Below are 23,334 nucleotides of genomic sequence, written 5' to 3'. Positions count from 1 at the left end.
ACCTCTCGGGGGCTATTTTACGCCCCGGAGGTTCACCAAGAGGACGCCCAAAAGGGCAAGCCCCCCGCCCACCAGGGAAAGGGGGGAAGGCACCTCGCCAAGCCAGAGGTAGGCGATGAGGAGGGCCAAGAGGGGGGAGAGGTAGAGGAAGGAGGAGAGCCTCGAGGCCGGCGTACGGGAAAGGGCGTAGGTCCAGGTGAGGTAGGCCAAGGCCCCGGGAAACACCCCCAGGTACAAGGCGGCCCAAAGGGCCGGCCTGGGCGCTTCCCTTAGGGCCTCGCCCAACCCCGGGAGGAAGGCCAAAAGGGGCAGGGTGCCCAGGACCAAGGTGTAGACCGTCATCTCCTCGCTCCGGTAGCGGGCGAAGAGGGGCTTTTGCAGGACGAAGTAGAAGGAGGTGGCCAGGGCGGAAAGCAGGATGAGGAACGCCCCCGGGCTGAAGGCCACCCCACCCCCCTCCCCTAAGGCGATGAGGCCCGAGCCCAGAAGGGCTAGGCCCAAGCCCAAGACCCCGAGGGGCCTGAGCCTTTCCCCCAGGAAGAAGTAGGAGAGGATGGCGGTGAAGACCGGCCCGGTGGCGATGAGGAGGCTCGCCGCCCCGGCGCTCACCGTGAGCTCCCCGTAGACCAAGGCGGTGTGGTAAAGGGTGATGCCCAGGAAACCCAGGAGGAAAAGCCGGGGCAGGTCCTCCCGCCTGGGCGGGCGTAGGCCCCGGAGGCGGGCGTACAAGAGGAGCACGCCCCCCGCCACGAGGAAGCGGAGGAGCACGAGGTGCCCCGGGGCGAAGCCCTGAAGCCCGGCCCGGATGCCGGCGAAGGCGCTCGCCCAAAAGAGGATGGTGAGAAGCGCCGCCCCTAAGGCCCTAGGCTCCATGGGGCACGACCAGATAGTAGAGGCCCCGGTCCAAGAGCCCCTCCTCCAAGAGGGCGTTCACCTCCCTAGCGGATACCCGGCCAATCCGCTCCTTGAGCTCCCCCAGGGAGAGGTAGCGGCCGGTGTAGAGGTACTCCATCCCCAGGTGGAAGAGCCGGCCCATGGGGGTCTCCCCGGCGAAGACCAAGGCGGTGGCCAAGGGGGTCTTGGTCCTTTCCACCTCCTCCTCCCCCACCCCTTCCCGCCGCAGACGGGAAAGCTCCTCCTCTAGGGCCGCGAGGACGCTTTCCTTGTTCTCGGGGTCCGCCTGCACGTAGGCGTGGAAGAAGCCCGCCCTATCCGCCTCCTCGTGGCCGAAGGAGGCCACCTCCGCCAAGCCCCGGTCCACCAAGGCAAAGTGCAGCCTCCCCGAGCCCTCCTCCCCCAAGAGATGGGCCAGGACCTGGGCGGCAAAGCGGCTTTCCTCCTGGTAGGCCACCCCGGGGAATAGCCCCACCAGGTAAAGCGCCCGGGCCTTCTCGTAGGGGCGCTCCTCCACGCCCAAGGCCGGGCTAAGGGGAGGGTAGGTCCTTTCCGCCTCGCCTTGGGGCCAGTCCGCCGTGAGGGCCTCCGCCTCCTCCAGAAGCCTCGCAAAGTCCACCCTGCCCGTGGCGGCCAGAACCATGTTCTTGGGAAGGTAGCGCCTTTGGTGGTAGGCGGCCATCTGGTCCCGGGTGAGGGCGGTGATGCTCTCCACCGTGCCCAAGACGCTATTCCCCAAGGGGTGGCCCTGGAAGAAGCGGGCCCGGGCCCAGTCGTAGGCCATGAACCCGGGGCGGTCCTGGTAGCGGGCGATCTCCTCCAGGATGACCTTCTTCTCCGTGTCAAAGTCCTCCTGGCGGAGGGCGGGCCGCAGGAGCTTGGAGAAGAGGGCAAGAAGCTCAAAGGCGAACTCCGGCAACACCGCCCCGTAGTAGACCGTGGCCTCCTCCGAGGTGAAGGCGTTGTACTGGGCCCCCAGGCGGTCAAAGGCCAGGTTCACGGAAAGGGCGTCCATCCCCTCGGGCCCCTTGAAGACCATGTGCTCCAGGAAGTGGCTGACCCCGCTTTCCTCCTCCCGCTCGTCCCGGGCCCCCGTCCTCACGAAGTAGCCCAAGGCCACGCTGCGGGCCTCGGGCAGGACTTCGGCGATGACCTTAAGGCCGTTCTTTAGCTCCGCTTCACGAAACATGGCTCACCTCCCCCAGGAGCCCCACCCAAGGGTTCCGGTAGGGGTGCTCCCGCAAGAAGCGGTTCACCGCCTCGAGGCCCGTCCCAGCGATGGCCGCCTCAATCTCCGCCAGGGGGCGCACCCGCCCCAGGTAGAAGAGGTCCCGGGCCATGGAGGCGGCCCGGCTCCGGATGGACTCGTCCGCCAGGACCAAGGCGGTCTTCAGGCCCACCTTGGCCCGGGCGAGCTCCTCCTCCTCCACGCCTTCCTGTAGGCGCTCCATCTCCCTTAGCATCACCGCCAGGGTCTCCCCCGCCCTCTCCTTGGTGGTCCCGGCGTAGGCCATGAGGAGGCCCTGGCCCCTCACCCCGGCGGGGAAGGCGGAGACGGCGTAGACCAGGCCCCGCTTCTCCCGCACCTCCGTGAAGAGGCGGCTAGCCATGCCCCCCGAGAGGACCTCCAGGGCGAGCCTCGCCGCGTAGAAGTTGGGGTCTTCCGGCCCCACGTCGGGGTAGGCCAAGCCGATCTGCACCTGGGCCGTGGGCCTGTCCAGGGCGAAGCGGTGGGGCTCGGAGAGCCTGGGGGTAGGGTAAAAGGCCTCCTCCCCCTCCCAGGCCAAAAGGGGCTCGAGGGCCGCCAAGAGCCTCTCCCAGGAAACCCCCCCCGCCACCGCCAGGATGGCCCCCTTGGGGGTGTAGCGCCTACGGAAGTCCTCCCGCACCGCCTCGGGGCTCGCCCCCTTCAGGCTCTCCTCCTCCCCCAAGGGGTCGCGCCCGTGGGGGGAGAGGAAGACGTGGCGGCGAAGCTCGGAGAAGAGCTTCCGCGCCGGTTGGTCCTCCTGGGAAAGGAGGGCCTGAAGGGCCACGCTCCGCACCGCCTCAAACCCCTCCTCGGGGAGGCGGGGGCGGGTGAGGAGGAGGGCGTAGAGGCGGAAGACCTCCTCCAGCACCTCGGGCAGGAAGGCGGCGGCGAAGGCGGTGTACTCTAGCCCCGCCCCGCTACTCCGCCGCACCCCCAAGGCGTCCAGCGCCTCCGCCAGGCCCCGGGCGTCCAGCTCCCCTGCCCCTTTCCAAAGCCACCCCTCCAGGAGGGTGCTCGCCCCCAAAAGCCCCTCGGGCTCGTTCACCGCCCCGGCGGGGACCAAAAGTTGGAAGGCCACCCCTGGGTAGTCCCTTTCCTCCAGGGCCAGGAGGAGGCCATTCGGCAGTCGCTCCACGCGGCTCACAGGCCTAAGGGTATCATGGGGAGCGTGAGGGAAGGGGAACTTAAGGAAAGGCTTCTCAGGCCCCTTCTTCGCGAGCTCAAGGACGGGGCCCAGGACCGGGTGGTGGTGGGGGGCCTGGAGAGCCTGATAGCGAACCTGGCCCGGCCCTTCCCCGAGGTCCAGCGGCTCTTCCAGGGCTACGGGGCCAAAACCCCGGAAGCGCGGAAAGAGGTCTTGGAAGCCGCCATCCGCCTTCTCCAGGACGGCCTTTCCCAGGAGAAGCCCACGCCTCCCCCTTCCCGCCTGGGCCTCGAGGAGCCCGCCCACCGCCTCGCCCCCCCGCAAAGCCGCAAGAAGCTCTCCGAGCTCGGCCTCCACGCGGTGCGGGACGTCCTCCAGTACTACCCCCGCCGCTACGAGGACCGCCGCACCCTCCCCGGGGTGCGCTTTCTGGAGGACGGCAAGAAGGCCACCTTGCAGGTGAAGGTGCTTAGCAAGGAGCTCATCAAGACCCCCAAGAAGGGCATGCAGGTGGTGCAGGTGAAGGCCCAGGACGCCTGGGGCTTCCGCCTCACCCTGGTCTGGTTCAATCAGCCCTGGGTCCTCTCCCAAATAGAGGAAGGCACCACCCTGATCGTCACGGGCCGTGTGCAACGGCGGGGAGGCGTGCAGCTTTTCGTGGAGCACTTTGAGGACGAGGGCACCGAGTCCCTCTCCACCGGGCGCATCGTCCCCATCTACCCCGCCAAGGAGGGGATCAGCCAGGCCTTCCTCCGGCGCACGGTCCACCGGGCCCTGGAACTTGCCCTGCCCCTTCCAGACCCTTTGGGGCCCTACCGGGAGGCGGAGGGCCTAGAGGACTACAGCAAAGCCCTCAAAAACATCCACTTCCCCGAGGACGAGGAGGCCCTTAAGCGGGCCCTCCTGCGGCTCAAGTTTGACGAGTACCTCCTTTTGGAACTGAAGGCCCTTTTGGACGCCGGGGGAATGGTCCTGGGCCGGAGCTTCCGGGTGGAGGAGGCCTGGGTGGAAACCTTCAAGAAGGCCCTCCCCTTCCCCCTCACCCGGGCCCAAGAAAGGGTCATGGGGGAGATCGCCGAGGACATGCAAAGCCCGAGGCAGATGGCCCGCCTCCTCCAGGGGGACGTGGGCTCGGGGAAGACGGTGGTGGCGGCCTTCGCCCTCTTTTTGGCGGCGCAAAACGGGGCCCAAGGGGCCCTCATGGCCCCCACGGAGATCCTGGCCCGGCAGCACTTCCAAAACCTCACCCGCTACCTCTTCCCCTTGGGGGTGCGGGTGGAGCTCCTTCTGGGCTCCATGAGCCCCAAGGAGAAGGAGGCGGCCATCGGGCGCCTGGCGGCGGGGGAGGCCCAGGTGGCCGTGGGCACCCACGCCCTCATCCAGGAGGGGGTGGCCTTCCGGGACCTTGGCCTCGCCGTGGTGGACGAGGAGCACCGCTTCGGCGTCCTCCAACGGCGGGCCCTCCTCAAGATGGCCCGGGTGCCCCCCGACGTCCTGGTCATGTCCGCAACCCCCATCCCCCGCTCCCTGGCCCTCACCCTCTACGGGGACCTGGAGGTGAGCGTCCTGGACGAGATGCCCCCGGGCCGCACCCCGGTAAAGACCAAGGTCCTCCCCCACCGCCTCCGCCTCCAGGCCTACGCCTTCGCCCGGGAGGAGGTGCGAAAGGGCCACCAGGTCTTTGTGGTAGCCCCGGCCATTGAGGAGAACGAGGAACTGGACCTGAAGGCGGCGAAAACCCTCTACGAGGAGCTCAAAGCCCTCCTCCCCGAGGTGCGCATGGCCCTCCTCCACGGCAAGATGCCCGCCCGGGAGAAGGAGGAGGTGATGGAGGCCTTCCGCCAGGGGGCCTTTGACCTCCTGGTATCCACCACGGTGATTGAGGTGGGGGTGGACATCCCCAAGGCCACCCTCATCATCGTGGAGAACGCCGAGCGCTTCGGCCTGGCGCAACTCCACCAGCTAAGGGGCCGAGTAGGCCGGGGGGGATTACCGGGCTACGCCATCTTCCTGGCGGGGGAGGCGAGCCAGAAGACCCTGAAGCGGCTTCGGGTCTTGGAGGAGTCCACCGATGGCTTCTACATCGCCGAGATGGACCTGAAGCTAAGGGGCCCGGGGGAGCTTAGGGGCACGCGGCAGTCGGGCTACCCCGAGCTCAAGCTCGGCGACCTGGCGGAGGACACGGGGATCATTGAGCGGGCCCGGGCCCTGGCCAAGCGGATCCTCGAGGCCGACCCGGACCTCTCCCGGCCCGAGCACCAGGCCCTGAAGGAGGAGCTCAGGGCCCAGGCGGCGCGCATCGGCTTTAGGGAAGTGATCTGATGCGGGCCCTCCCCCACCCCCTCCTCCCCGCCTTCGCCTCGGAAGGGGGGGTGCTCCGGGCCAAGGCCCTCAGGGACTACCTCCTGGCCCTCGGGGAAACCTACGCCCGCTACGCCCCCCTGCCCCAGGTGACCCTCTACGTCCTCTCGGAAAAGGACTGGCGGGCCCGGGTTCCCTACCCCTATGGCCTCCCCTTCCAGCATGCGGGAAAGGAGGGGCTCGCCCTCTATGCGCCCTTGACCTACCCGGAAAGGCTCCTCCACCGCCTGCGGGAAGCCCTCTTGCCCTTGGGCCCCCCGCCCGGGGAGATCCCCGCCTTCTTGGACCTCAACCTGGGGCACGAGTACGCCCACGCCGTGCAGGTGGCCTGGCGGCTCCGCACCGGGGCCAGGTGGCTGGACGAGTTCTTCGCCAACTACCTCTTCCTCCTGGCCCTGAAGGAGGCCTGGCCCCACCTGGCGGAAAACCTCCTCGCCTGGTGCCGCTACCTCGCCCGCCTGGCACCCCCCAAAACGAGCCTTTCCGCCTACGAGAGAAGGCGGGGGGGGTTGGCGGGGGCGCTTTGGTTCCAGGCCCAGTTCACCCTAAAGGCGGAAGCGCTCCTCCGGGAAGACGGCGACCGGCTCCTCAAAACCTTTTTGGCGGCGGCCCCCCTGGACCGGAGGAAGGGCCACCGCCTCCTTTTGGCGCTCTACCCCGGGCTAAAGGACTGGTTCGCCGGCTTCGGCCTCAAGGCCGCACCCGAGGGGACGCCTTCCCCTCCGCCAACCCCCTAAGCCAGTCCAGGAAGCTCACCTCCCCCACCTTCAAGGTGTAGAGCTCGGGCCTCGGCAGGATGCAGTGCTGGCCCCCCGGGGCCAGGTAGAAGGTGTAGTTCTCCGCCTGGGCCGGACGGAGCACCGCCTCCTGGGCTTTCAGGGCCCATTCCCGGGCGGTGGCCTCGGAGGGGGTGGCCTCGCCCTTCATGAGGGCGTAGAAGAAGATCTGCGTACCGTCCAGGACGGCGGTGTACTGGGCGATGACCGCCTTCGGGTAGGCCCGGGCCAAGGCCAGGTAGATCTCCGCAACCTCGGGGTTCGGGGCGAGGCCGGGGAGCTCGGGCAACCGGGGGTTCCAGCGGGCGAACCCCGGGAAGCCCTCCGTGCGCACCCCCACCCCGGCGTCCCCGCAGACCGCCACCTGGGCGTTTTTATAGGTGGCAAGCACCTTGTCCGCCCAGAAGACCGCCCCGTAGGCCCCGGCGCTACACCCGGTCACGAAGACCCGCTCCGGGTTGGTGTGGTTCTTGAAAAGGTACTCCAGCACCGCCTGCACGTTCCGCGCCCCCTGGTGGTGCACCCGGTAGCCCCCGTAGTCCACCGTGGCCCTGCCCACGTGGAGGTCCCCGGTGCAGTAGGGGACGAAGACGTGGGTCCAGCCGTAGAAGGGGTTCGCCACGCTCAGGCGGTTATAGATGCCCTGGGCGAGGGCGAGCTCTTGCGTGTCCACCCGCTTGCGGTAGGTGCGGCTTTCCGGGCCGCAGGTGGCGGCGTCCCAGCAGGCCCCGCCCCCTTGAAAGTCCAAGACCACCTTCTTCGGGTCCCCCGGGCTCACGTAAAAGCGGTAGGGGGAGCCGTCGGCGCAAACCCCGCCCGGCACCTCCACCGCCTGCCAGAGGGCAAGCCCCTGGGCCAAGGCCAAACCCAAAAGCCAAAGGAGGGCTAGAAGCCGCTTCATTTCCACCTCCGCCCCCAGTCTAAAAGAGGGTTTGGACCGAGTCAAGAAAAGGCGGCCCCAAGGCCGCCCCTAAGGACCCCTCTCCCTAAAAGACCGCCTTGCGCAGGATGTCGCTCACGGAAACGATCCCAAGGACCTCGCCCTGGATCACCGGGGCGCGGCGGATGCCGGTGTTGGCGAAAAGCCGGGCCACGTACTCCACCCCCAGGTCGGGGTTCACCGTAATCACCGGTTTGGTCATGATCTCGTGCACCTGGACCGTGGAGGGGTCCTTGCCGTAGGCGATGACCTTGTAGACGATGTCCGTCTCGGTGACGATGCCGTAGGCGTCCTCCTCGTTCCGGCGGTCCACGATAAGGGCGCGGAGGCCCGTTTCCTTCATGAGGTTGATGGCCTCCTTCACCGTGGCCGAACCTTGGATCATCACCACCTCGGTGGACATGATGTCCTTGGCCTTTTTCACGGGACACCTCCTTGCCCGAACCTCGGGGAAGGCTTTCCGGGCACCCTCAAGGTACCCAAAGGGGTATGCCCTTGGCCAGGGACATCCGTCCCCTAGACCCACTCCACCCGGCTACCCGAGGGGTGCTTGCGCACGCGGAGCCTAGCGGGAAGCCTTTCCGCCAAGGCCTCCACGTGGGTCACCACGCCCACGAGCCTGCCCCGGGTGGGAAGGCTTTCCAATACCCCGGCCACCACCTCGAGGGTCTCCGGGTCCAGGGTGCCGAAACCCTCGTCCAAAAAGAGCGCCCCCAAACGGCCCCGGGAAAGCTCCTCGGAAAGGGCCAGGGCCAAGGAGAGGCTTGCGAGGAAGCTCTCCCCCCCGGAAAGGGTCTTCACCGGGCGGCGGGCCTCGGTCCAGAGGTCGTACACCTCGTACTCGTCCTCCTTGGCGAGGAGCCGGTACCGCCCGCCCGAAAGGGTGACGAGGAGGGCGTCGGCCCGCTCCACCAGGCTTTGTTGCCTGAGGCCCAGGAGATAGGCGGGGAATTGGTTGTCCTGGAGGTCGCGGGCGAGCTTGTCCCACAGGTCCACCTCCCGCACCACCTGCGCCAGCCGGCCCTCCAGCTCCCGGCGCTTTTGCAGATTTTCCCGCAGGGTCTTCGCCCGGTCCCGCAGAACGGCCATCCTTTCCCCCAGCTCCCGAAGCCCCTCGTGGGTCCGGTTGAGGGCCTCCTGGGCCTTCCCAAGGCGAGCCCTCGCCTCCTCCAAGGGGATCTCGGGTAAAGGGGGCAGGGCGCGCCAACGGGCCTCCACCTCGGCGAGCTCCTTTTCGTGGCCCTGAAGGCGGCTTCTCAAGGCCGCCTCCTCCTCAGGGGAAAGGTGGAACCGCTTCGCCTCTTCCTCGGGCAAAAGCCCTTGGAGGGAAGCCTCCGCCTCGGCGAGGGCTTTCCTTTGCTCCTCCTTCTTGGCCCGCAAGGCGGAAAGGGTTCGGAGGGTCTCCTCCACCTTTTGGGAAAGCGCCCGGTCCTTCTTCTCCTTTTCTTCTAGCGCCTTCACCTCATCGGCGAGGGCCCGCAGGTGGGCCTCCACCCCCAGGCCCCGGGTGGCCTCCTGGAGGTGGCGGTGTAGCCCGGCCCCCAAGGCGGCCTTCTCCTCCCGAAGGGCAGCCAGGGCGGACTGGGCCTCGGCGAGGAGGGCCTCCGCCTCCCCTTCCCGGCCTTGGCGGAGGCGGGATTCCTCTTGCCTTAGCTCCCTCACCGCCGTCTCCTTGGACTTTAGCTCTCCTCTAAGTTCCTGGTAGCGGCCCCGCAGGTCCTCCAGGTCCCTTTGCGCTTCTAGATGGGCCTGCCTGAGGGCCTCGAGGTCCCCGGGCTTGGGCTCCACCCCTAGGGCCTTTAGGGCTTTCTCCTTTTCGGAAACATCCCGCTCTAGGCTTCCAAGCGTCCGCAAGACCTCGTTTAAGGCCTTCTCCAAGGCGTTTCGCCTTCCCGAAAGGTCCAGACCCTCAGGCCTTGGGGGCAGGGCGTGGACCACGCCGCCACAAAGGGGACAGGGCTTTCCCGGCTCCAGAAGGTCGTGGTAGGCCAATAGCCCCTGCCGCCTCTCCGCCTCCTTGAGCTTGGCAAGCTCCCCTTCCAAACGGGCCTTCTCCTGAAGGAGGCGGCCTAGTTCCCCTTGGAGGGCCACAAGCTCCTCCCTTAGGGCGTGGGCCTCCGCCCCCTTTAGGGCCTCCTCCAGGGCGGAAACTTCCTCCCGTTTGGCCTTGCCCTGGGCCTCCACCGCCTTCAGTTCCTCCTTGAGCCTATCCAAGGCCGCCTCTGCATCCCGAAGCGCCTGCTCGGCCCTGGCCCAGGCCTCGAGGGCGCGCACCTCCTCTTCCAGAAGGGGCTCCTTTTCCAAAAGGGCCTCCAGGGCCTTGGGGTCTAGGCGCGGCTTGGGGTGCTCCCTAACGCCCACCCGCCGCCAAAGAGCCTCTTGGGCCCTCAACCCCTGGGCCTCCAGGAGGGCCTCCCGGGCCTTTCTCAGGGCCTCGGGGTCAAAGGCAAGGAGCTTCCGCTCTTCCTCCAAGCGGGCCAGTTCCCTTTCCCACTCCCCAAGCTTCGCCTCCGTGCCCCTAAGGGCCGCCTCCTTTTCCCGATACGCCTGCCAAAGGGGAAGGGCCCGCGCCGCCTCCTCCGCCCGGGCCAAGCGCTCCCGCAGGGCCTCCATGGCGGGGGCTTCCGCCTGCAGGCGGGCTCGCCTCGCCTCCAGGGCCTGGCGCTCCTCCAGGTCCTGGACTAGCTTCTCCCACTTCTTGACCTCCCCCTCGAGCCGGGCCTTTTCCCCCTCCAGCGCCGCAGCCTCCTCTTGGGCCCTTTCCAGTTCGGCCTCCAAGGCCTCCAAGGCCTCCGGGGTAGCCCCCTCCAAGCCGGCAAGCTCCCCCTCCAGGCGCCCCTTCTCCTCCAAGAGGGCGCTTCGCCGCTCGGACGCCCTCTCCCGGGCCTTCCTTAAGCGGGTGAGCTCAAAGAGGTCAAAAAGGATCTGGCGCCTTTCCTTCGCCTCCCCCTTCATGAAGCGGTCAAACTCCCCCTGGGGCAGGAGGAGGGCGCGGGTGAAGGCCTCGTAGGAGAGGCCCAGGAGGTCCGCAATCCCCTGGTTGAGCCGGTCCAGGGTTTCCAAAGGCACCAGGCGCTCGCCCCAGGCCCCCAGCTCAAAAAGCCGCCCTTCGCCCCTCTTGCCCCTCACCCGTTCCACCCGGTACACCCTCTCCCCCACCTGGAAGGTGAGGCGCACCCGGGCCTCTCCCAAAGCGGGGTGCACCAGGTTGGCCACCTCCCGGCCCACCCGGGGCACGCGGCCATAGAGGGCGAAGGCGATGGCGTCCAAAAGGGTGCTCTTGCCGCTCCCCGTGGGCCCGGTGATGGCGAAAAGCTCCACGTCGGAGAAGTCCACCTCCTGGCGTTCCCGGTAGGGGCCGAACCCCTCAAGCTCCAGGCGCAAGGGCCGCAAGCTCCACCTCCATCAGGACCTGCTTCAAGCCTCCCACAAGGGCTTCCTCTTTGCGCCCCTTCTCCTCCAGGTAGCGGGCGTACGCCTCCAGAAGGCCAAGCTCCGCCCCTCCCTGGCCCTGGACCTCCTCGGACAAGGCCCCGGCGGTCTCCACGGCGAGGAGGTTGGGCAGGGCCTGGAAAAGCCGCTCCTTCACCGCCGGGGAAAGCCTCCCCTCTATGACGAGCCGCACGTAGCCGGGGAAGCCCTTGATTTCCTCTAGCCGCCCATCCAAGGCCTCGGGGGCCAGGCGGTAGGTCCTTAACGGCTTGCCCCAGCGCTCCCGGATGGGATGGATTTGGGCCGGGCCCGAAGGGGGAAGCTCCACCAGAAGGGCTCCCCGCTCCGCCTCCTCCCCCTCGCCAAAGTCCAGTTGGATGAGGCTTCCCGAATACCAGGCCAAGGGGGCCTCGGAAACCTGCTGCTGGCGGTGGAGGTGGCCCAAGGCCACGTACCGGGCGGCGGTGGGCAGGGCGGAAACGGGCACGGCGTAGCTCTCTGAGAGGTGGAAGGCGAACTCCCCTCCCCCGGGCCTCGCCCCCTCCACGGCGAAGTGCCCCAGCATGAGGGGGCTCGCCAGGTTATCCAGGATGCGGCGCATGTTCTCGGCGTAGGTGCGGTGGCGCTCCTCCGCTTCCTGCCAAAGCCTTTTCATGAGCACCCTTTCGGAAACGAAGGGGAGGAGGGCCGCCCTTACGCCCTTCACCTCCACCACGCCGCCCTCCTCGCGAAAAAGGGGCCGGCCCCGCACCGTGGCCCCGGCCAGGGCGAGGAGGGGGGAGAGGGCCTCGAGGCGCTCCTTGGGGTCGTGGTTCCCGGCGATGACCAGGGCGGGTACCCCAAGCTCGCGAAGCCTTAGGAAAAACTCCACCGCCAAAGCCTCGGCCTCGGCGGAAACCTGGGGCCGGTCAAAGAGGTCCCCCGCCACCACCACCAGGTCCACCCCCTCGCTTTTGACGATGGAAAGAAGCGCCTCCAGGGCTTCGCCGATCTCCGGGGTGCGGTCCACACCTTTTAATAGCTTTCCCAAATGCCAGTCCGCCGTGTGAAGGAGGCGCATCGCCCCCATTATGCCCTAGTGGGGGTGGGCGTGGTCCGGCGGCCCGCCCCGCCCCCCGCGGAAGGCCAAGGCCGCCACCCAGGTGGTGAGGGGCACGGCGAGGAGAAGCCCCAACGAGCCCAAGACCATGCTGGCGAGCTCGGCGGCGAAGGGCTCGGTGTTGAGGAGGAAGCGCAAGGGGGTGGGGTCCTTGGTGAGGAGGAGGAAAAGGGGCAAGGAACCGGCGGCGTAGGCCAGGACCAGGGTGTTCACCAGGCTCCCGATGTGGTCGTACCCCACCTCCATCCCCCGGCGGTAGAGCTCCCAAAGCCCCAGGTGGGGATTGGCGTGGCTTAGGGCCTGGACCACCGCCGCCTGGGTGACGGTGACGTCCGTGAGGGCCCCCAAGGCCCCCACCACCACCCCCGCCAGGTACAGGGACACGAGGTCCACCCCACCCCACTGCCGGAGGAGAAGCGCCTCCTCGGAGGCGAGGCCCGTGAAGCCCATGGCCCGGGTGAAAAAAAGGGCTAAGAGGAGGACGAAGGCCACGGAGAGCAGGGTCCCGAGGAGGGCCGCCGTGGTCTTGCGGTTCACCCCGTGCACCAGGTAAAGGGTGAGGAAGAGCACGCCCACGCTCCCCAAGAAGGCGTAGAGAAGGGGGTTTCCCCCCGAGGCCACCCGGGGCACCACGAAGTAGACCACCACCAGAAGGCTCATGAAGGTGCCCAAAAGCCCCCTAAACCCCTTTCCCCGCCCGAGGAGGAGGGCAAAAAGGGCGAAGAGGCCGAGGAGAAGGAAAAGGTGGGGAAACCGGTCGGGCTCGGTGACGTAAAGCCTTCCCCCCTCGCGGTAGAGGACCACCCGCTCCCCCACCCGGAAGCCGCCCCCGTCGGCGGGAAGGAGGGCCTCCTGGACCCCTTCCGCCACCCGCACCTGGGCCACGCCCCGCGCCGGGTCCAGGGCCAGGATCTGCCCCAAAAGGTAGCCTCCTTCCCCCGCGGCCCAAGCGGAAAGGAGGAGAAAAAGGAAAAGCCCTTGCCACATGCCCCCACTCTAGCCCGGGAAGATGAAAGGAGCTTCTCAGATTGTATGCTAAGGGGCATGGAGCGGGCCACCAAGCAACGGCGGGCCATCCGGGAGGCCTTCTTGGAGGCGAAAAGGCCCCTCTCCCCCCAGGAGGTCCTGGCCCTGGCCCGGAAGAAGGTGCCCTCCCTGGGCCTCGCCACCGTCTACCGCAACCTCAAGGCCCTGGTGGAGGAAGGCTTCCTCACCCCCGTGGCCCTGCCGGGCGAGCCCCCCCGGTACGAGCCCGCCGGCCTGGAGCACCACCACCACTTCTTCTGCCGGCGGTGCGGCCGGGTGTTTGAGCTTTTGGGGTGCGAGCTCGCCCTAACCCACCTCCCCCCCGGCTTCCAGGCCGAGGACCACGAGGTCACGGTCTATGGCCGTTGCCCGGAGTGCGCCTTATAATCGTCCCGATGGCCAAGCGGAAGCCCGCCAAGGCTAGCCGTGGGTACGAGCGGGAGGGTTACGTCGCCCTTCTCGGGGCCCTGGCCATCTTCCTCTCCTCCCCCTTCCTCCCCCTGGACACCGGAGCCCTCGGCGAGGCCTTGGGCGCCTTCTACCGGGCGGTGGGCCTGCCCGGCTACCTCCTTCCCCCAAGCCTTTTCCTCCTGGCGGTGGCCCTGTACCGGCAAAAGCCCCTCAAGCCCCTCCTCCGCCACCTCCTTTTCGCCTACCTCCTCGCCTTTAGCCTCCTCCCCCTGGCGGGGCCCTTGGCGGGGGAATGGGGCCAAGGGTTTAGGCGCCTTTTGGAGGAACGGGCGGGGGCCTTGGGCCTCCTGGCGCCCCTCCTCCTCGGGAGCCTGGTCCTGGACCTTTGGCGTTCCCGCCCCCCCTTCTCCCTCCTCCTTTTGGGGATGCGGAAGGGGGTGGAGGGGGTGCGGCGGACGCGGCAGGCGCTAAAAGCCCTCCTCTTGCGGCAGAGAATCCGGGCCTTAGCCCGGCTCTACCCCGAGCACGCCGCCCTCCATGCCCTGGCCAAAAGCCTCGCCCCCGAGGAACTCCCCGAGGTGGAAGGGGCCTTGCGAAGGTTTTTGGAGGAACGGGTAGCGGAGCTTAGGCGCCAAATGGAAGCGGACCAAAGGCCCCTCGAGCCCAGGCTCCTCGCCCTGGAGGGCGCCCTCAAGGCCCCCATCCCGGGGGAAGGGCCCTTGCGGGAGGCCCTGGAGGAGCGGCGCGCCGCCTTATACCTGGAGGTCCAGGCCCTAAAGGCGCGGCTTAAAGCCCTGCAAACCCTTCCCCGGCTAACCCCTTCCCTTAGGGGCCTCCTCCTGGGCCGCAAACTGCGGGAAGAGCGGCGGGGGCGCTGGGAGGAGGTGGCGGGGCTCCTCGAGGACCTGGAGGCCCGCCAGGAGGAGCTATCCCGCTGGCTCCCCTTCCTCACCCTTGGGCCCGAGGCGGAGAAGGAGGCCCTCAAGGCCCTCCTCACCGGCAACCCCCCACCCTCGCCTTCGGAGGCCAAGGAAGCCCCCAGGGCGGAGCCCGAACCCGAGCCCTTTGACCTGGACCTGGTCTTCCCCGAACCCACCCCGCCCCCCAAAGACCCCCCCCGCCCCCAAGGGGAGGTCCGGGTGGCGGTGGCGCCGAGCACCGCCCTCACCCTGCCCACCCCCGGGCTCCTTGACCCCCCCGAGCCCAAGGGCCACCTCCGCGCCCTGGAGGAGGAGGCGGAAAGGCTCAAGGGGGCCATCGCCGAAACCCTCAAGCAGTTCGGCGTGCAGGCGGAGGTGGTGGGCCACGCCCGGGGGCCCTCGGTCACCCGCTACGAGCTCCTCCCCGCCCCCGGGGAGAAGATCAGCCGCATCCAAAGCCTGCAAAACGACCTGGCCCGGGCCTTGGCGGTGGGGGCGGTGCGCATTGAGGCCCCCATCCCCGGGAAGCACACCGTGGGCCTGGAGGTGCCGAACCCCAAGCGGGAGCTGGTGCGCTTCTCCGAGGCGGTGCTCTCCCCAAGCTTCCAAAACGCCAAGGCCCTCCTGCCCCTGGTCCTGGGCAAAAGCATTGAGGGGGAGATCTGGGTAAGGGACCTGGCCAAGATGCCCCACCTCCTCATCGCCGGGTCCACGGGAAGCGGGAAGAGCGTGGCCATCAACGTCCTCATCGCAAGCCTCCTCTTCAAACACCTCCCCACCCACCTGCGCCTCCTCCTCATTGACCCCAAGATGGTGGAGCTCACCCCCTACGAGGGCATCCCCCACCTGGTGCGCCCCGTGGTGACGAGCCCCGAGGAGGCCGCCGGGGTCCTGCAAGGGGCGGTGGCCCACATGGAAAGGCGCTACCGCCTCATGAGCCAGGTGGGGGCCAGGAACCTGGAGCAGTACAACGCCAAGATGGAGAAGGAGGGGGGCGAAACCCTGCCCTACCTGGTCATCGTGGTGGACGAGCTCGCCGACCTGATGATGACCGCCCCCAAGGAGGTGGAGGCGGCCATCCTCCGCCTCGCCCAGATGAGCCGGGCCACGGGGATGCACCTCATCCTCGCCACCCAGCGCCCCAGCGTGGACATCCTCACCTCCCTCATCAAGGTGAACATCCCTGCCCGCCTGGCCTTCGCCGTGGCCAGCGGCTTTGACTCCCGCACCATCCTGGACACGCAAGGGGCGGAGAAGCTCATCGGCCAAGGGGACGCCCTCTTCCACCAGCCCGGCCTCACCAAGCCCGTGCGCCTCCAGGTGCCCTACCTCTCCGAGGAGGAGGTGGCCCGCCTGGCCGGGTACCTGCGGGGGCAGAGCTTTGAGGACCGCTTCGCCGAGGCCTACGGGGCCGACTTTGAACCCCCCAAGGCCCCGGAGGGTACCGGGCCGGGAGAGGTGGACTTCTCCGACCCCCTCCTGAAGAAGGCGGCGGAGATCGTGGTGGAGGAAGGCTACGGGTCGGTGAGCCGACTGCAACGCCGGCTTTCCATCGGCCACGCCCGGGCCGGAAAGCTGATGGACGCCCTCGAGGCCATGGGCATCGTGGGCCCCCCCAAGGGCTCCAAACCCCGGGAGGTCCTCATCACCAAGGAGCAACTCAAGGACTTCTTCGGCTAGGGGTGTGCTATCATGGCCCCTTGTGGAAATGGTGCCGGGTGGGCGCTGGGTAGCGGAGATTTACGGCTGCGATCTGGACGTGCTGGAAAACCCCAAGATGGTGGAGGCGGCCCTTCTGGATGCGGTGATGCGCCTGGGGGCCCCTAAGGACTCGGCCCAGTCCGTGGTCTACAAGTTCCACCCCCAGGGGCTTTCCGCCGCCGTGGTGAGCCCGGTGGCGGCGGTGATGATCCACACCTGGCCCGAGGACAACGCCTCCGCCACCTTGGACCTCTACTTCTACCGGGACGGGGTGGACCCGGAGGAGGTCCTCAAGGGGCTTTCCCGGGCCTTTGGGGCCAAGGAGGAGTCCGCCTTCCGCTACTGGCGGGGCACGGAGCACGCCATCCGGCGCCGGAGCTTTGCGGGCAACCAAGGAGGTTAGCGATGGAATACGGCATGTACTTTTTTGAACACATCACCCCCTTTGAGACCATGGTGCGGCGCATGGAGCGGGTCATCGCCTCGGGCCGCACCCGGTACCAGGACTACTTCCTCTTTGAGAGCCAGGGCTTCGGCAAGGTGCTGATCCTGGATAAGGACGTGCAAAGCACGGAAAAGGACGAGTACATCTACCACGAAACCCTGGTCCACCCCGCCATGCTCGCCCACCCCGAGCCCAAGACCGTGCTCATCGTGGGGGGCGGGGAGGGGGCGACCCTGAGGGAGGTCCTCCGCCACCCCACGGTGGAAAGGGCGGTGATGGTGGACATTGACGGGGAGCTCGTGGAGGTGGCCAAGCAGCACATGCCCGAATGGCACCAGGGGGCCTTTGACGACCCCCGGACCGTCCTCGTCATTGACGACGCCCGGGCCTACCTGGAGCGGACCCAGGACGCCTACGACGTGGTGATCGTTGACCTCACCGACCCCGTGGGGGAGGACAACCCGGCCCGCCTCCTCTACACTGTGGAGTTCTACCGCCTGGTGAAGGCGCACCTGAACCCGGGCGGGGTGATGGGGATGCAGGCGGGGATGATCATGCTCACCCACCACCGGGTCCACCCCGTGGTCCACCGCACGGTGCGGGAGGCTTTCCGCTACGTGCGGAGTTACAAGAACCATATCCCGGGCTTCTTCCTAAACTTCGGTTTCCTCCTGGCCTCGGACGCCTTTGACCCCGCCGCCTTCTCCGAAGGGGTCATAGAGGCCCGCATCCGGGAGCGGAACCTCCCCTTGCGCCACCTGAACGCCCCCTACCTCGAGGCCATGTTCGTCCTGCCCAAGGACCTGCAGGAGGCCTTGGACAAGGAGGAGATGGTTTCCACCGACGCCAACCCCTTCTACGTCACCCCAGAAGGGGACGCCCGCCAAGCGCCCTACATCCGGTAGGTGGTAGAGTAAGCCCATGCCGCGCGCTATTGTTCTCCTGGTGGTGGCCCTGGCCCTTTTGGGCCTGGGCTGGATCCTGTGGGGACCCAAGGGCAAGGCGGGGCTGGACCCCACCCAGGGGGCCCGCTTCGCCTTGGGGCGGGAGGACGCCCCCGTGGTGGTGGTGGACTTCTCCAACTACCTCTGCCCCCACTGCCAGAACCACGCCCTGAACGTCCTTCCCCGGCTGAAGGCGGAGTACATAGACACGGGCAAGGTGCGCTACCTCTTCCGCGACTTCCCCTTCCCCGGCCAGGCCAACGTGATCCGGGCGAGCGAGGCCGCCGCCTGCGCCAGCGAAGCGGGGCGCTACTACGAGTACCACGAGGTCCTCTTCCGCGCGGCGAGCGCCTGGGGCAACCTGGCGGGGGAGGTCCTGGACCGCTATTTGGTGGACCTGGCGGGGCAACTGGGCCTGGACACCCAGGCCTTCCAGGCCTGCTTGGCCTCCGGGCGGCACCGGGATGGCGTTTTGGCGGACCAGAAGCTGGCAAACGACCTCGGCCTCACCGGAACCCCCACCTTCTTCATCGCCGGGGAGAAGCGCACGGGCTTCCTGCCCTACGAGGAATGGAAAGCCCTCCTGGACCAGGCCCTTTCCCAGAAATAGGCCAAGCGGTGTAGGGGCGGGGGAAGCACACCCCCGCCCCTTTTCCCTTGCTCTGCTACCCTGGGGGCATGGAGGCCCTCTGGGTCGCCGCCGCCTTCGCCCTAGGCCTTTTCGCCACCCGGCTAGGCCTCCCGCCCTTGGTGGGGTACCTGGGGGCAGGCTTTGGCCTTCACGCCCTGGGCCTTAGGGAAACGGAGTTCTTGCGCCACGCCGCCGAGATCGGCGTCCTCCTTCTCCTTTTTAGCGTGGGGCTCAAGCTTCGGCTTAAGGACCTCCTGGAGCCCCGGGTCCTGGGGGCAGGGGGGCTTCACCTCCTCCTCTTCGCCCTCCTGGCCCTGCCCTTCGTGGGCCTTCTTCCCCTGGCCGTGGCCCTGGGTTTTTCCAGCACGGTGCTGGTGGCCAAGCTTCTTGAAGACAAGCGGGAACTCACCACCTACCACGGCCGCCTCTCCTTGGGCATCCTGGTACTCCAGGACCTGGTGGCGGTGGGCCTCCTCACCCTTTATGGGGCGGGTTCGGTGAGCCCTTGGACCCTTTTGGTCCTCCTTTTCCCCCTTTTCCGCTCCCAGGTGGGCTGGCTTCTGGAAAGGAGCGGCCACGAGGAACTCTTGGTCCTCTTCGGCATGGGGCTTGCCCTTTTGGGCGGGGAAACCTTCCGCCAGGTGGGGTTATCCCCGGAGCTGGGGGCGCTCCTCATGGGCACCCTCCTCTCCGGGCACCCCAAGGGCACGGAGATGGCCAAGTCCTTGTGGAGCCTGAAGGAAGCCTTCCTGGTGGCCTTTTTTCTGGAAATCGGCCTAAAGGAGGGGCTAAGCGGGGTGGAGGCAAAGCTCGTGCTGGGCCTCCTCCTCCTTTCCCTCCTCAAAGCCCCCCTCTTCTTCCTCCTCTTCCTCCTCCTGGGCCTCCGGGCCCGCACCGCCTTTGTGGCGGGGACCTACCTCGGCAACTACTCGGAGTTCGCCCTCATCGTGGGGGTGGCCTTGGAGAAGGCCGGGCTTCTCCCGGTGACGCTGAGCAACCTGGCCCTCCTGGTGGCCCTTTCCATGGCCCTCTCCGCCCCCCTTGGCCGCTATAGCCACACCCTCTATAAGCGCCTCGAGCCCCTGCTCCTCCGCCTAGAGCGGAAGGGCCGCCACCCCGACGAGGAGCCCGAGCGCCTGGACGGGGCCACGGTCCTCATCGTGGGCATGGGGCGCACGGGGGGAGCGGTCTACCGGGTCTTGGAGGCGGGTGGGGAGCGGCCCTTCGGCCTGGACGCCGACCCCGAGAAGGTGGAAAGGCACCGGGCCAAGGGCCGGCGGGTCCTCTACGGGGATGCGGAGGACCCCGAGCTTTGGGAAAGGCTGGACCTCTCGGGGGTCAAGGCGGTGGTCCTGGCCCTGCCGGACCTCGAGGCCAAGCTCCTCGCCGCCCGCTGGCTCAAGGAAAGGGGCTTTAGGGGCGTGGTGGCGGCCACCAGCTTCCACCTGGAGGAGGACCCGGCCTTGGAGGCCGCCGGGGTGAGCCTCCTCTTCCACCCCTTCCGGGAGGCGGGGGAGCGCTTGGCGGAGAAGGTACTGGAAAGGCTCGCTATAATGGGTGAGGTGAGCCATGGCCGGTCATAGCAAGTGGGCACAAATCAAGCGCAAGAAAGCCGCCAACGACCTAAAGCGCGGCAAGATCATCTCCAAGCACCTCAGGGCCATCCAGGCGGCGGCCCGCGCCGGAGGAAGCCCCTACCCCGAGGCCAACGTCCAGCTGCGCAACGCCATTGAGGCCGCCCGCGCCGACGATGTGCCCATGGAGAACATTGAGCGCCTCCTGCAGAAGCTCCAAGGGGGCGGGGAGAGCGCCGAGCAGTACGAGGAGATCGTCTACGAGGGCTACGCCCCGGGCGGGGTGGCCCTTTTGGTCTACGCCCTCACGGACAACCGGAACCGCACCGCTGGCGAGGTGCGCCACGTCTTCTCCAAGTACGGGGGTTCCTTGGGCACCTCGGGGAGCGTGGCCTGGCAGTTTGAGCGGAAAGGCGTCATCGTCTGCCAAAACTCCGAAGCTGCCCAGGAGGCGGCCATTGAGCTCGGCGCTTTGGACCTGGAGGAGGAAGGGGATAGCCTCACCCTCTACACCGACCCCGCCGAGGCCTACCGCATCGCCGAGGAGCTCAAGAAGCGGGGCATCCCCGTGGAGGCGGTGGAGGTGGTGCAACACCCCCAGAACACCGTAAGCCTCTCCCCCGAGGAGGCCGCCAAGGTCATGCGCCTGGTGGAGGCCTTAGAGGACCTGGACGACGTGCAGAACGTCTACACCAACCTAGACCCGGCAAGCCTCCAGGTGGAGGCGTAAAGAGGCCGCCCGGGGGTCACCCCGGGCGGACGCCTATCCCTTCTTGCGCTTTTTCTCCTCCCGCATGAGCCGCCGGCGCTCCGCCCGGGAGAGGCCCGGCTGGGGCGTGGGGGTTGGGGGACGCTTCCTTTCCACCCCAAAGGCCTCCGGGGCCTTGGGCGCCTCGGGCACGGGCACGTAGGGGGCTTCCCGCACCGGGCGCACGGGCTCGGCCTCCACCTTGAGGCGGAAGAGGAACTTGGCCACCTCGCCCTTGATGAAGCCCACCATATCGTTGAAAAGGCGGGTGGCCTCAATCTTGTACTCCTGGAAGGGGTCCTTTTGCCCATAGCCCCGGAGGAAGATGCCCTGCCGGAGCACGTCCAGGTTGTGCAGGTGCTCCTTCCAGGCGGAGTCCACCACGTTGAGGATGACGAAGCGCTCCACGGCCCGCATCAGGGGCGGGGAAAGCTCCGCCTCCCGGGCCTCGTAAGCCTTGAGGGCCCCCTCCGCCAGGCGCTCCACGCCCTCTTCCGGCTTGAGCTTCCTCAGTTCCTCAAAGGGGAAGTCCGCCAGTTGGGGCACGGTGTCCAGGAGGGCGGCCCTGAGGCCCTCGAGGTCCCAGTCCTCAGGGTGGACCTGGGGGTTGAGGAAGTTCTCCGCCAAGGCGGCCACCGTCTCCTCCACCATGCCCATGGCCGCCTCCCGCACCTCCTCGTCCTTGCCCAGGAGGATGAGGCGGCGCTGGGCGTAGATCACCTCCCGCTGGCGGCTAAGCACATCGTCAAACTGCAGAAGCTGCTTGCGGATGGCGAAGTTGCGGTCCTCCACCCGCTTTTGCGCCCGTTCAATGGAGCGGGTGACCATGGGGTGCTCAATGGGCTCGGAGTCGTCAAAGCCCATGCGGTCCAACATGGCGATGACCCGGTCCGAGGCGAAGAGGCGCATCAGGTCATCGTCAAAGCTCACGTAAAACCGGCTTCCCCCAGGGTCCCCCTGGCGGCCGGCGCGGCCCCGGAGCTGGTTGTCAATCCGCCTAGACTCGTGCCGTTCCGTGCCCAGGATGAAAAGCCCCCCCAGGGCCCGCACCCGCTCCTCGTCCTCCTTGCACGCCTCCCGGATCTGGCGGATCTTCTCCAGGAGCTCTTCCTTCACCCCAAGCTCCGCCGCCAAGGCCTTCGCCTCCTCCTCCTGCCCCGCCACCATCTTCTTGATGAAGAGCTCCACCTTCCACTCGTAGCGGTCAAAGCCCTCCTTCTCCAAAAGGGCGGCGGCCAGGTACTCGGGGTTCCCCCCAAGCTTGATGTCCGTACCCCGCCCCGCCATGTTGGTGGCGATGGTGACGGTCTTGCTCCGGCCCGCCTGGGCCACGATCTCCGCCTCCCGGGCGTGGTGCTTGGCGTTTAGGACCTGGTGGGGGATGCCTTGGCGGAGGATGCCCAGGGTGTGCACCGCCCGCTTCAAGCCTTCCCAGGCGGTGCGCAGGTTCCCCTTTGGCGGGATGAGCTCCTCAAAGGGCGCAAGGTCCTCGTCCTTGAGCTGGGTGGGCTTTTCCAGAAGCTTCCTGAGCCGGTCCCAAGCCTCCCCCTGCTGCTTGGCGCTCGCCTTTTTGAAGAGCTCCAGGCGCATCTCCAGGCGGGGCAGGTAGAGCCTGGGCTCCTTGAGCATCTGGGAAAGCCTTTCCGACTTCTCAATGCTGATGGTGCCCACCAAGACGGGCTGGCCCCGCTCGTACTTCTCGGCGATCTCCTCCACCACGGCGTAGAACTTCCCCTTCTCCGTGCGGTAGACCACGTCGGGGTAGTCCTTGCGGATCATGGGGCGGTTGGTGGGCACCACCACCACGTCCATGCCGTAGATCTCCTGGAACTCCTTCTCCTCCGTCTTGGCGGTGCCGGTCATGCCGGCGCGCTTCTCGTAGAGGCGGAAGAAGTTCTGGTAGGTGATGGTGGCCAGGGTCTGGTTCTCCCTTTCAATCCGCACCCCCTCCTTGGCCTCAATGGCCTGGTGGAGGCCCTCGCCGTAGCGGCGCCCCGGCATGAGGCGGCCCGTGAACTCGTCCACGATGATGACCTGGCCATCCTGGACGATGTAGTCCCGGTCCCGGTGGTAAAGCTCCTTGGCCCGGATGGCCTGGATGAGCATGTGGGCGAGCTCCATGTTCTCGGGGCTGAAAAGCCCCTCCACCCCAAGGAGCTTCTCCGCCTTGGCGATGCCCTGGAGGGTGAGGTGGACGGAGCGGTTCTTCTCCTCAATGGTATAGTCCCCCGTGGGCTCCTTGCGCACCCCAGGCTCGGCGGGCAGGCCCCGCTCTAGCTTCTTGGCGATCTCCGCCATCTTGTAGTAGAGGTCCGTGGCCTTCTCCGCCGGGCCGGAGATGATGAGGGGCGTGCGGGCCTCGTCAATGAGGATGGAGTCCACCTCGTCAATGATGGCGTAGTGCAAGGGGGTGTCGTGGCGGAGGACCAGTTGGTCCGGGCTGATGGCCATGTTGTCCCGGAGGTAGTCAAAGCCGAGCTCGGCGTTGGTCACGTAGGTGACGTCGGCCAGGTAGGCCTTGCGCCTCTCCTCCGGGGTGGAGCTGTGCTGGATCACCCCCACGCTCAGGCCCAAGCCCCGGTAGACGGGCCCCATCCACTCGGCGTCCCGCTTGGCCAGGTAGTCGTTCACCGTGACCACGTGGACGCCCTTGCCGGTGAGGGCGTTTAAGGCCACGGCCAAGGTGGCCACCAGGGTCTTCCCCTCCCCGGTCTTCATCTCGGCGATCTTGCCCTCGTGGAGGACCGCCCCGCCAATAAGCTGCACGTCAAAGTGGCGCATGCCGAGGTAGCGCTTGGCGGACTCCCGGGTGAGGGCGAAGGCCATGGGAAGGAGCTCGTCCAGGGAGGCTCCCTTTTGGTGCTTCTCCTTGAGTTCCCGGTAAGCGGCGGCCAGGTCGGGGATTTTCTCCACCTCGGGCTCTAGCCGGTTGGTGGGCTCCACCACTTGCTTGTAGTAGCGGGCGATCTCCCGCTCGTTGTTGTCAAAGAGCTTCCGCAAAAGGCCTAGCATCCTAGGGCCGATTGTACTCCTTGGGGA

At 67.6% G+C, this 23,334-nt stretch carries 18 protein-coding genes; 9 read left to right on the top strand and 9 right to left on the bottom strand.

Annotated features, from left to right (window positions below; translation table 11 throughout):
- Positions 1–12: 12 nt before the first annotated feature.
- The 3 genes from LXN00_RS01300 to LXN00_RS01290 are packed head-to-tail and all read right to left on the bottom strand — an operon-like array spanning position 13 to position 3,287.
- On the bottom strand, positions 13–873 hold the full coding sequence (locus tag LXN00_RS01300; RefSeq protein WP_234503557.1) for a DMT family transporter: 861 nt from the start codon (positions 871–873) through the stop codon (positions 13–15).
- On the bottom strand, positions 863–2,083 hold the full coding sequence (locus LXN00_RS01295; protein WP_234503556.1) for a M16 family metallopeptidase: 1,221 nt from the start codon (positions 2,081–2,083) through the stop codon (positions 863–865). Before LXN00_RS01295 ends, LXN00_RS01300 begins: the two co-directional genes overlap by 11 nt.
- Positions 2,073–3,287 (bottom strand): M16 family metallopeptidase, encoded by a 1,215-nt coding sequence (locus LXN00_RS01290; RefSeq protein ID WP_234503554.1) that lies wholly within the window; start codon positions 3,285–3,287, stop codon positions 2,073–2,075. Before LXN00_RS01290 ends, LXN00_RS01295 begins: the two co-directional genes overlap by 11 nt.
- A gap of 15 nt (positions 3,288–3,302) precedes the next feature.
- Between LXN00_RS01290 and recG the strand changes: the two genes are divergently transcribed.
- On the top strand, positions 3,303–5,609 hold the full coding sequence (gene recG / locus LXN00_RS01285; protein WP_234503552.1) for an ATP-dependent DNA helicase RecG: 2,307 nt from the start codon (positions 3,303–3,305) through the stop codon (positions 5,607–5,609).
- Entirely contained in the window at positions 5,609–6,385 is a 777-nt protein-coding gene (locus LXN00_RS01280) for a hypothetical protein (protein WP_234503548.1), read from the top strand. Before recG ends, LXN00_RS01280 begins: the two co-directional genes overlap by 1 nt.
- Here LXN00_RS01280 and LXN00_RS01275 read toward each other — a convergent pair.
- From LXN00_RS01275 to LXN00_RS01255, 5 genes are all read right to left on the bottom strand, one after another.
- Positions 6,339–7,325, bottom strand: a complete 987-nt coding sequence (locus tag LXN00_RS01275; protein ID WP_234503545.1) for a pectinacetylesterase family protein — start codon at positions 7,323–7,325, stop codon at positions 6,339–6,341. The two genes, LXN00_RS01280 and LXN00_RS01275, sit on opposite strands and share 47 nt — an antisense overlap.
- A gap of 85 nt (positions 7,326–7,410) precedes the next feature.
- Positions 7,411–7,788 (bottom strand): CBS domain-containing protein, encoded by a 378-nt coding sequence (locus tag LXN00_RS01270; RefSeq protein ID WP_234503542.1) that lies wholly within the window; start codon positions 7,786–7,788, stop codon positions 7,411–7,413.
- A gap of 92 nt (positions 7,789–7,880) precedes the next feature.
- Positions 7,881–10,757 carry an AAA family ATPase gene (locus LXN00_RS01265; protein ID WP_234503527.1) on the bottom strand — a complete coding sequence of 959 codons (2,877 nt, stop codon included), beginning with the start codon at positions 10,755–10,757 and terminating at the stop codon, positions 7,881–7,883.
- Entirely contained in the window at positions 10,732–11,856 is a 1,125-nt protein-coding gene (locus LXN00_RS01260; RefSeq protein WP_234503525.1) for a metallophosphoesterase family protein, read from the bottom strand. The genes LXN00_RS01265 and LXN00_RS01260 overlap by 26 nt, the downstream gene beginning before the upstream one ends.
- A gap of 15 nt (positions 11,857–11,871) precedes the next feature.
- Positions 11,872–12,882: a YibE/F family protein gene (locus LXN00_RS01255; protein ID WP_234503523.1), complete on the bottom strand. Its 1,011-nt coding sequence runs from the start codon at positions 12,880–12,882 to the stop codon at positions 11,872–11,874.
- A gap of 57 nt (positions 12,883–12,939) precedes the next feature.
- Here LXN00_RS01255 and LXN00_RS01245 point away from each other — a divergent pair, with 57 nt between their 5' ends.
- The 7 genes from LXN00_RS01245 to LXN00_RS01215 all read left to right on the top strand — a co-directional run bounded on the left by LXN00_RS01245 (position 12,940) and on the right by LXN00_RS01215 (position 20,277).
- Positions 12,940–13,308, top strand: coding sequence for a zinc uptake transcriptional regulator (locus LXN00_RS01245; protein ID WP_071677968.1), 369 nt, complete (start codon positions 12,940–12,942; stop codon positions 13,306–13,308).
- Between the two features lie 8 nt (positions 13,309–13,316).
- Positions 13,317–15,932: a DNA translocase FtsK gene (locus LXN00_RS01240; protein ID WP_234503521.1), complete on the top strand. Its 2,616-nt coding sequence runs from the start codon at positions 13,317–13,319 to the stop codon at positions 15,930–15,932.
- Between the two features lie 22 nt (positions 15,933–15,954).
- Complete coding sequence (gene speD, locus LXN00_RS01235) at positions 15,955–16,356, top strand: S-adenosylmethionine decarboxylase (protein WP_234503518.1); 402 nt, start codon at positions 15,955–15,957, stop codon at positions 16,354–16,356.
- Positions 16,357–16,358: 2 nt separating this feature from the next.
- Positions 16,359–17,303: a polyamine aminopropyltransferase gene (speE, locus tag LXN00_RS01230; protein WP_234503499.1), complete on the top strand. Its 945-nt coding sequence runs from the start codon at positions 16,359–16,361 to the stop codon at positions 17,301–17,303.
- A gap of 16 nt (positions 17,304–17,319) precedes the next feature.
- Positions 17,320–17,952, top strand: coding sequence for a DsbA family protein (locus LXN00_RS01225; protein WP_234503496.1), 633 nt, complete (start codon positions 17,320–17,322; stop codon positions 17,950–17,952).
- Positions 17,953–18,020: 68 nt separating this feature from the next.
- Positions 18,021–19,556 (top strand): cation:proton antiporter family protein, encoded by a 1,536-nt coding sequence (locus tag LXN00_RS01220; protein ID WP_234503493.1) that lies wholly within the window; start codon positions 18,021–18,023, stop codon positions 19,554–19,556.
- On the top strand, positions 19,543–20,277 hold the full coding sequence (locus tag LXN00_RS01215) for a YebC/PmpR family DNA-binding transcriptional regulator (protein WP_234503490.1): 735 nt from the start codon (positions 19,543–19,545) through the stop codon (positions 20,275–20,277). The genes LXN00_RS01220 and LXN00_RS01215 overlap by 14 nt, the downstream gene beginning before the upstream one ends.
- Positions 20,278–20,310: 33 nt before the next feature.
- Here LXN00_RS01215 and secA read toward each other — a convergent pair whose 3' ends face one another.
- Positions 20,311–23,307, bottom strand: coding sequence for a preprotein translocase subunit SecA (gene secA, locus LXN00_RS01210; RefSeq protein ID WP_234503486.1), 2,997 nt, complete (start codon positions 23,305–23,307; stop codon positions 20,311–20,313).
- Positions 23,308–23,334 lie beyond the last annotated feature (27 nt).

Source organism: Thermus brockianus (genome assembly GCF_021462505.1).
Taxonomy (GTDB): Bacteria; Deinococcota; Deinococci; order Deinococcales; family Thermaceae; genus Thermus; species Thermus hydrothermalis.
This window is presented reverse-complemented; position numbering and strand designations above follow the sequence as displayed.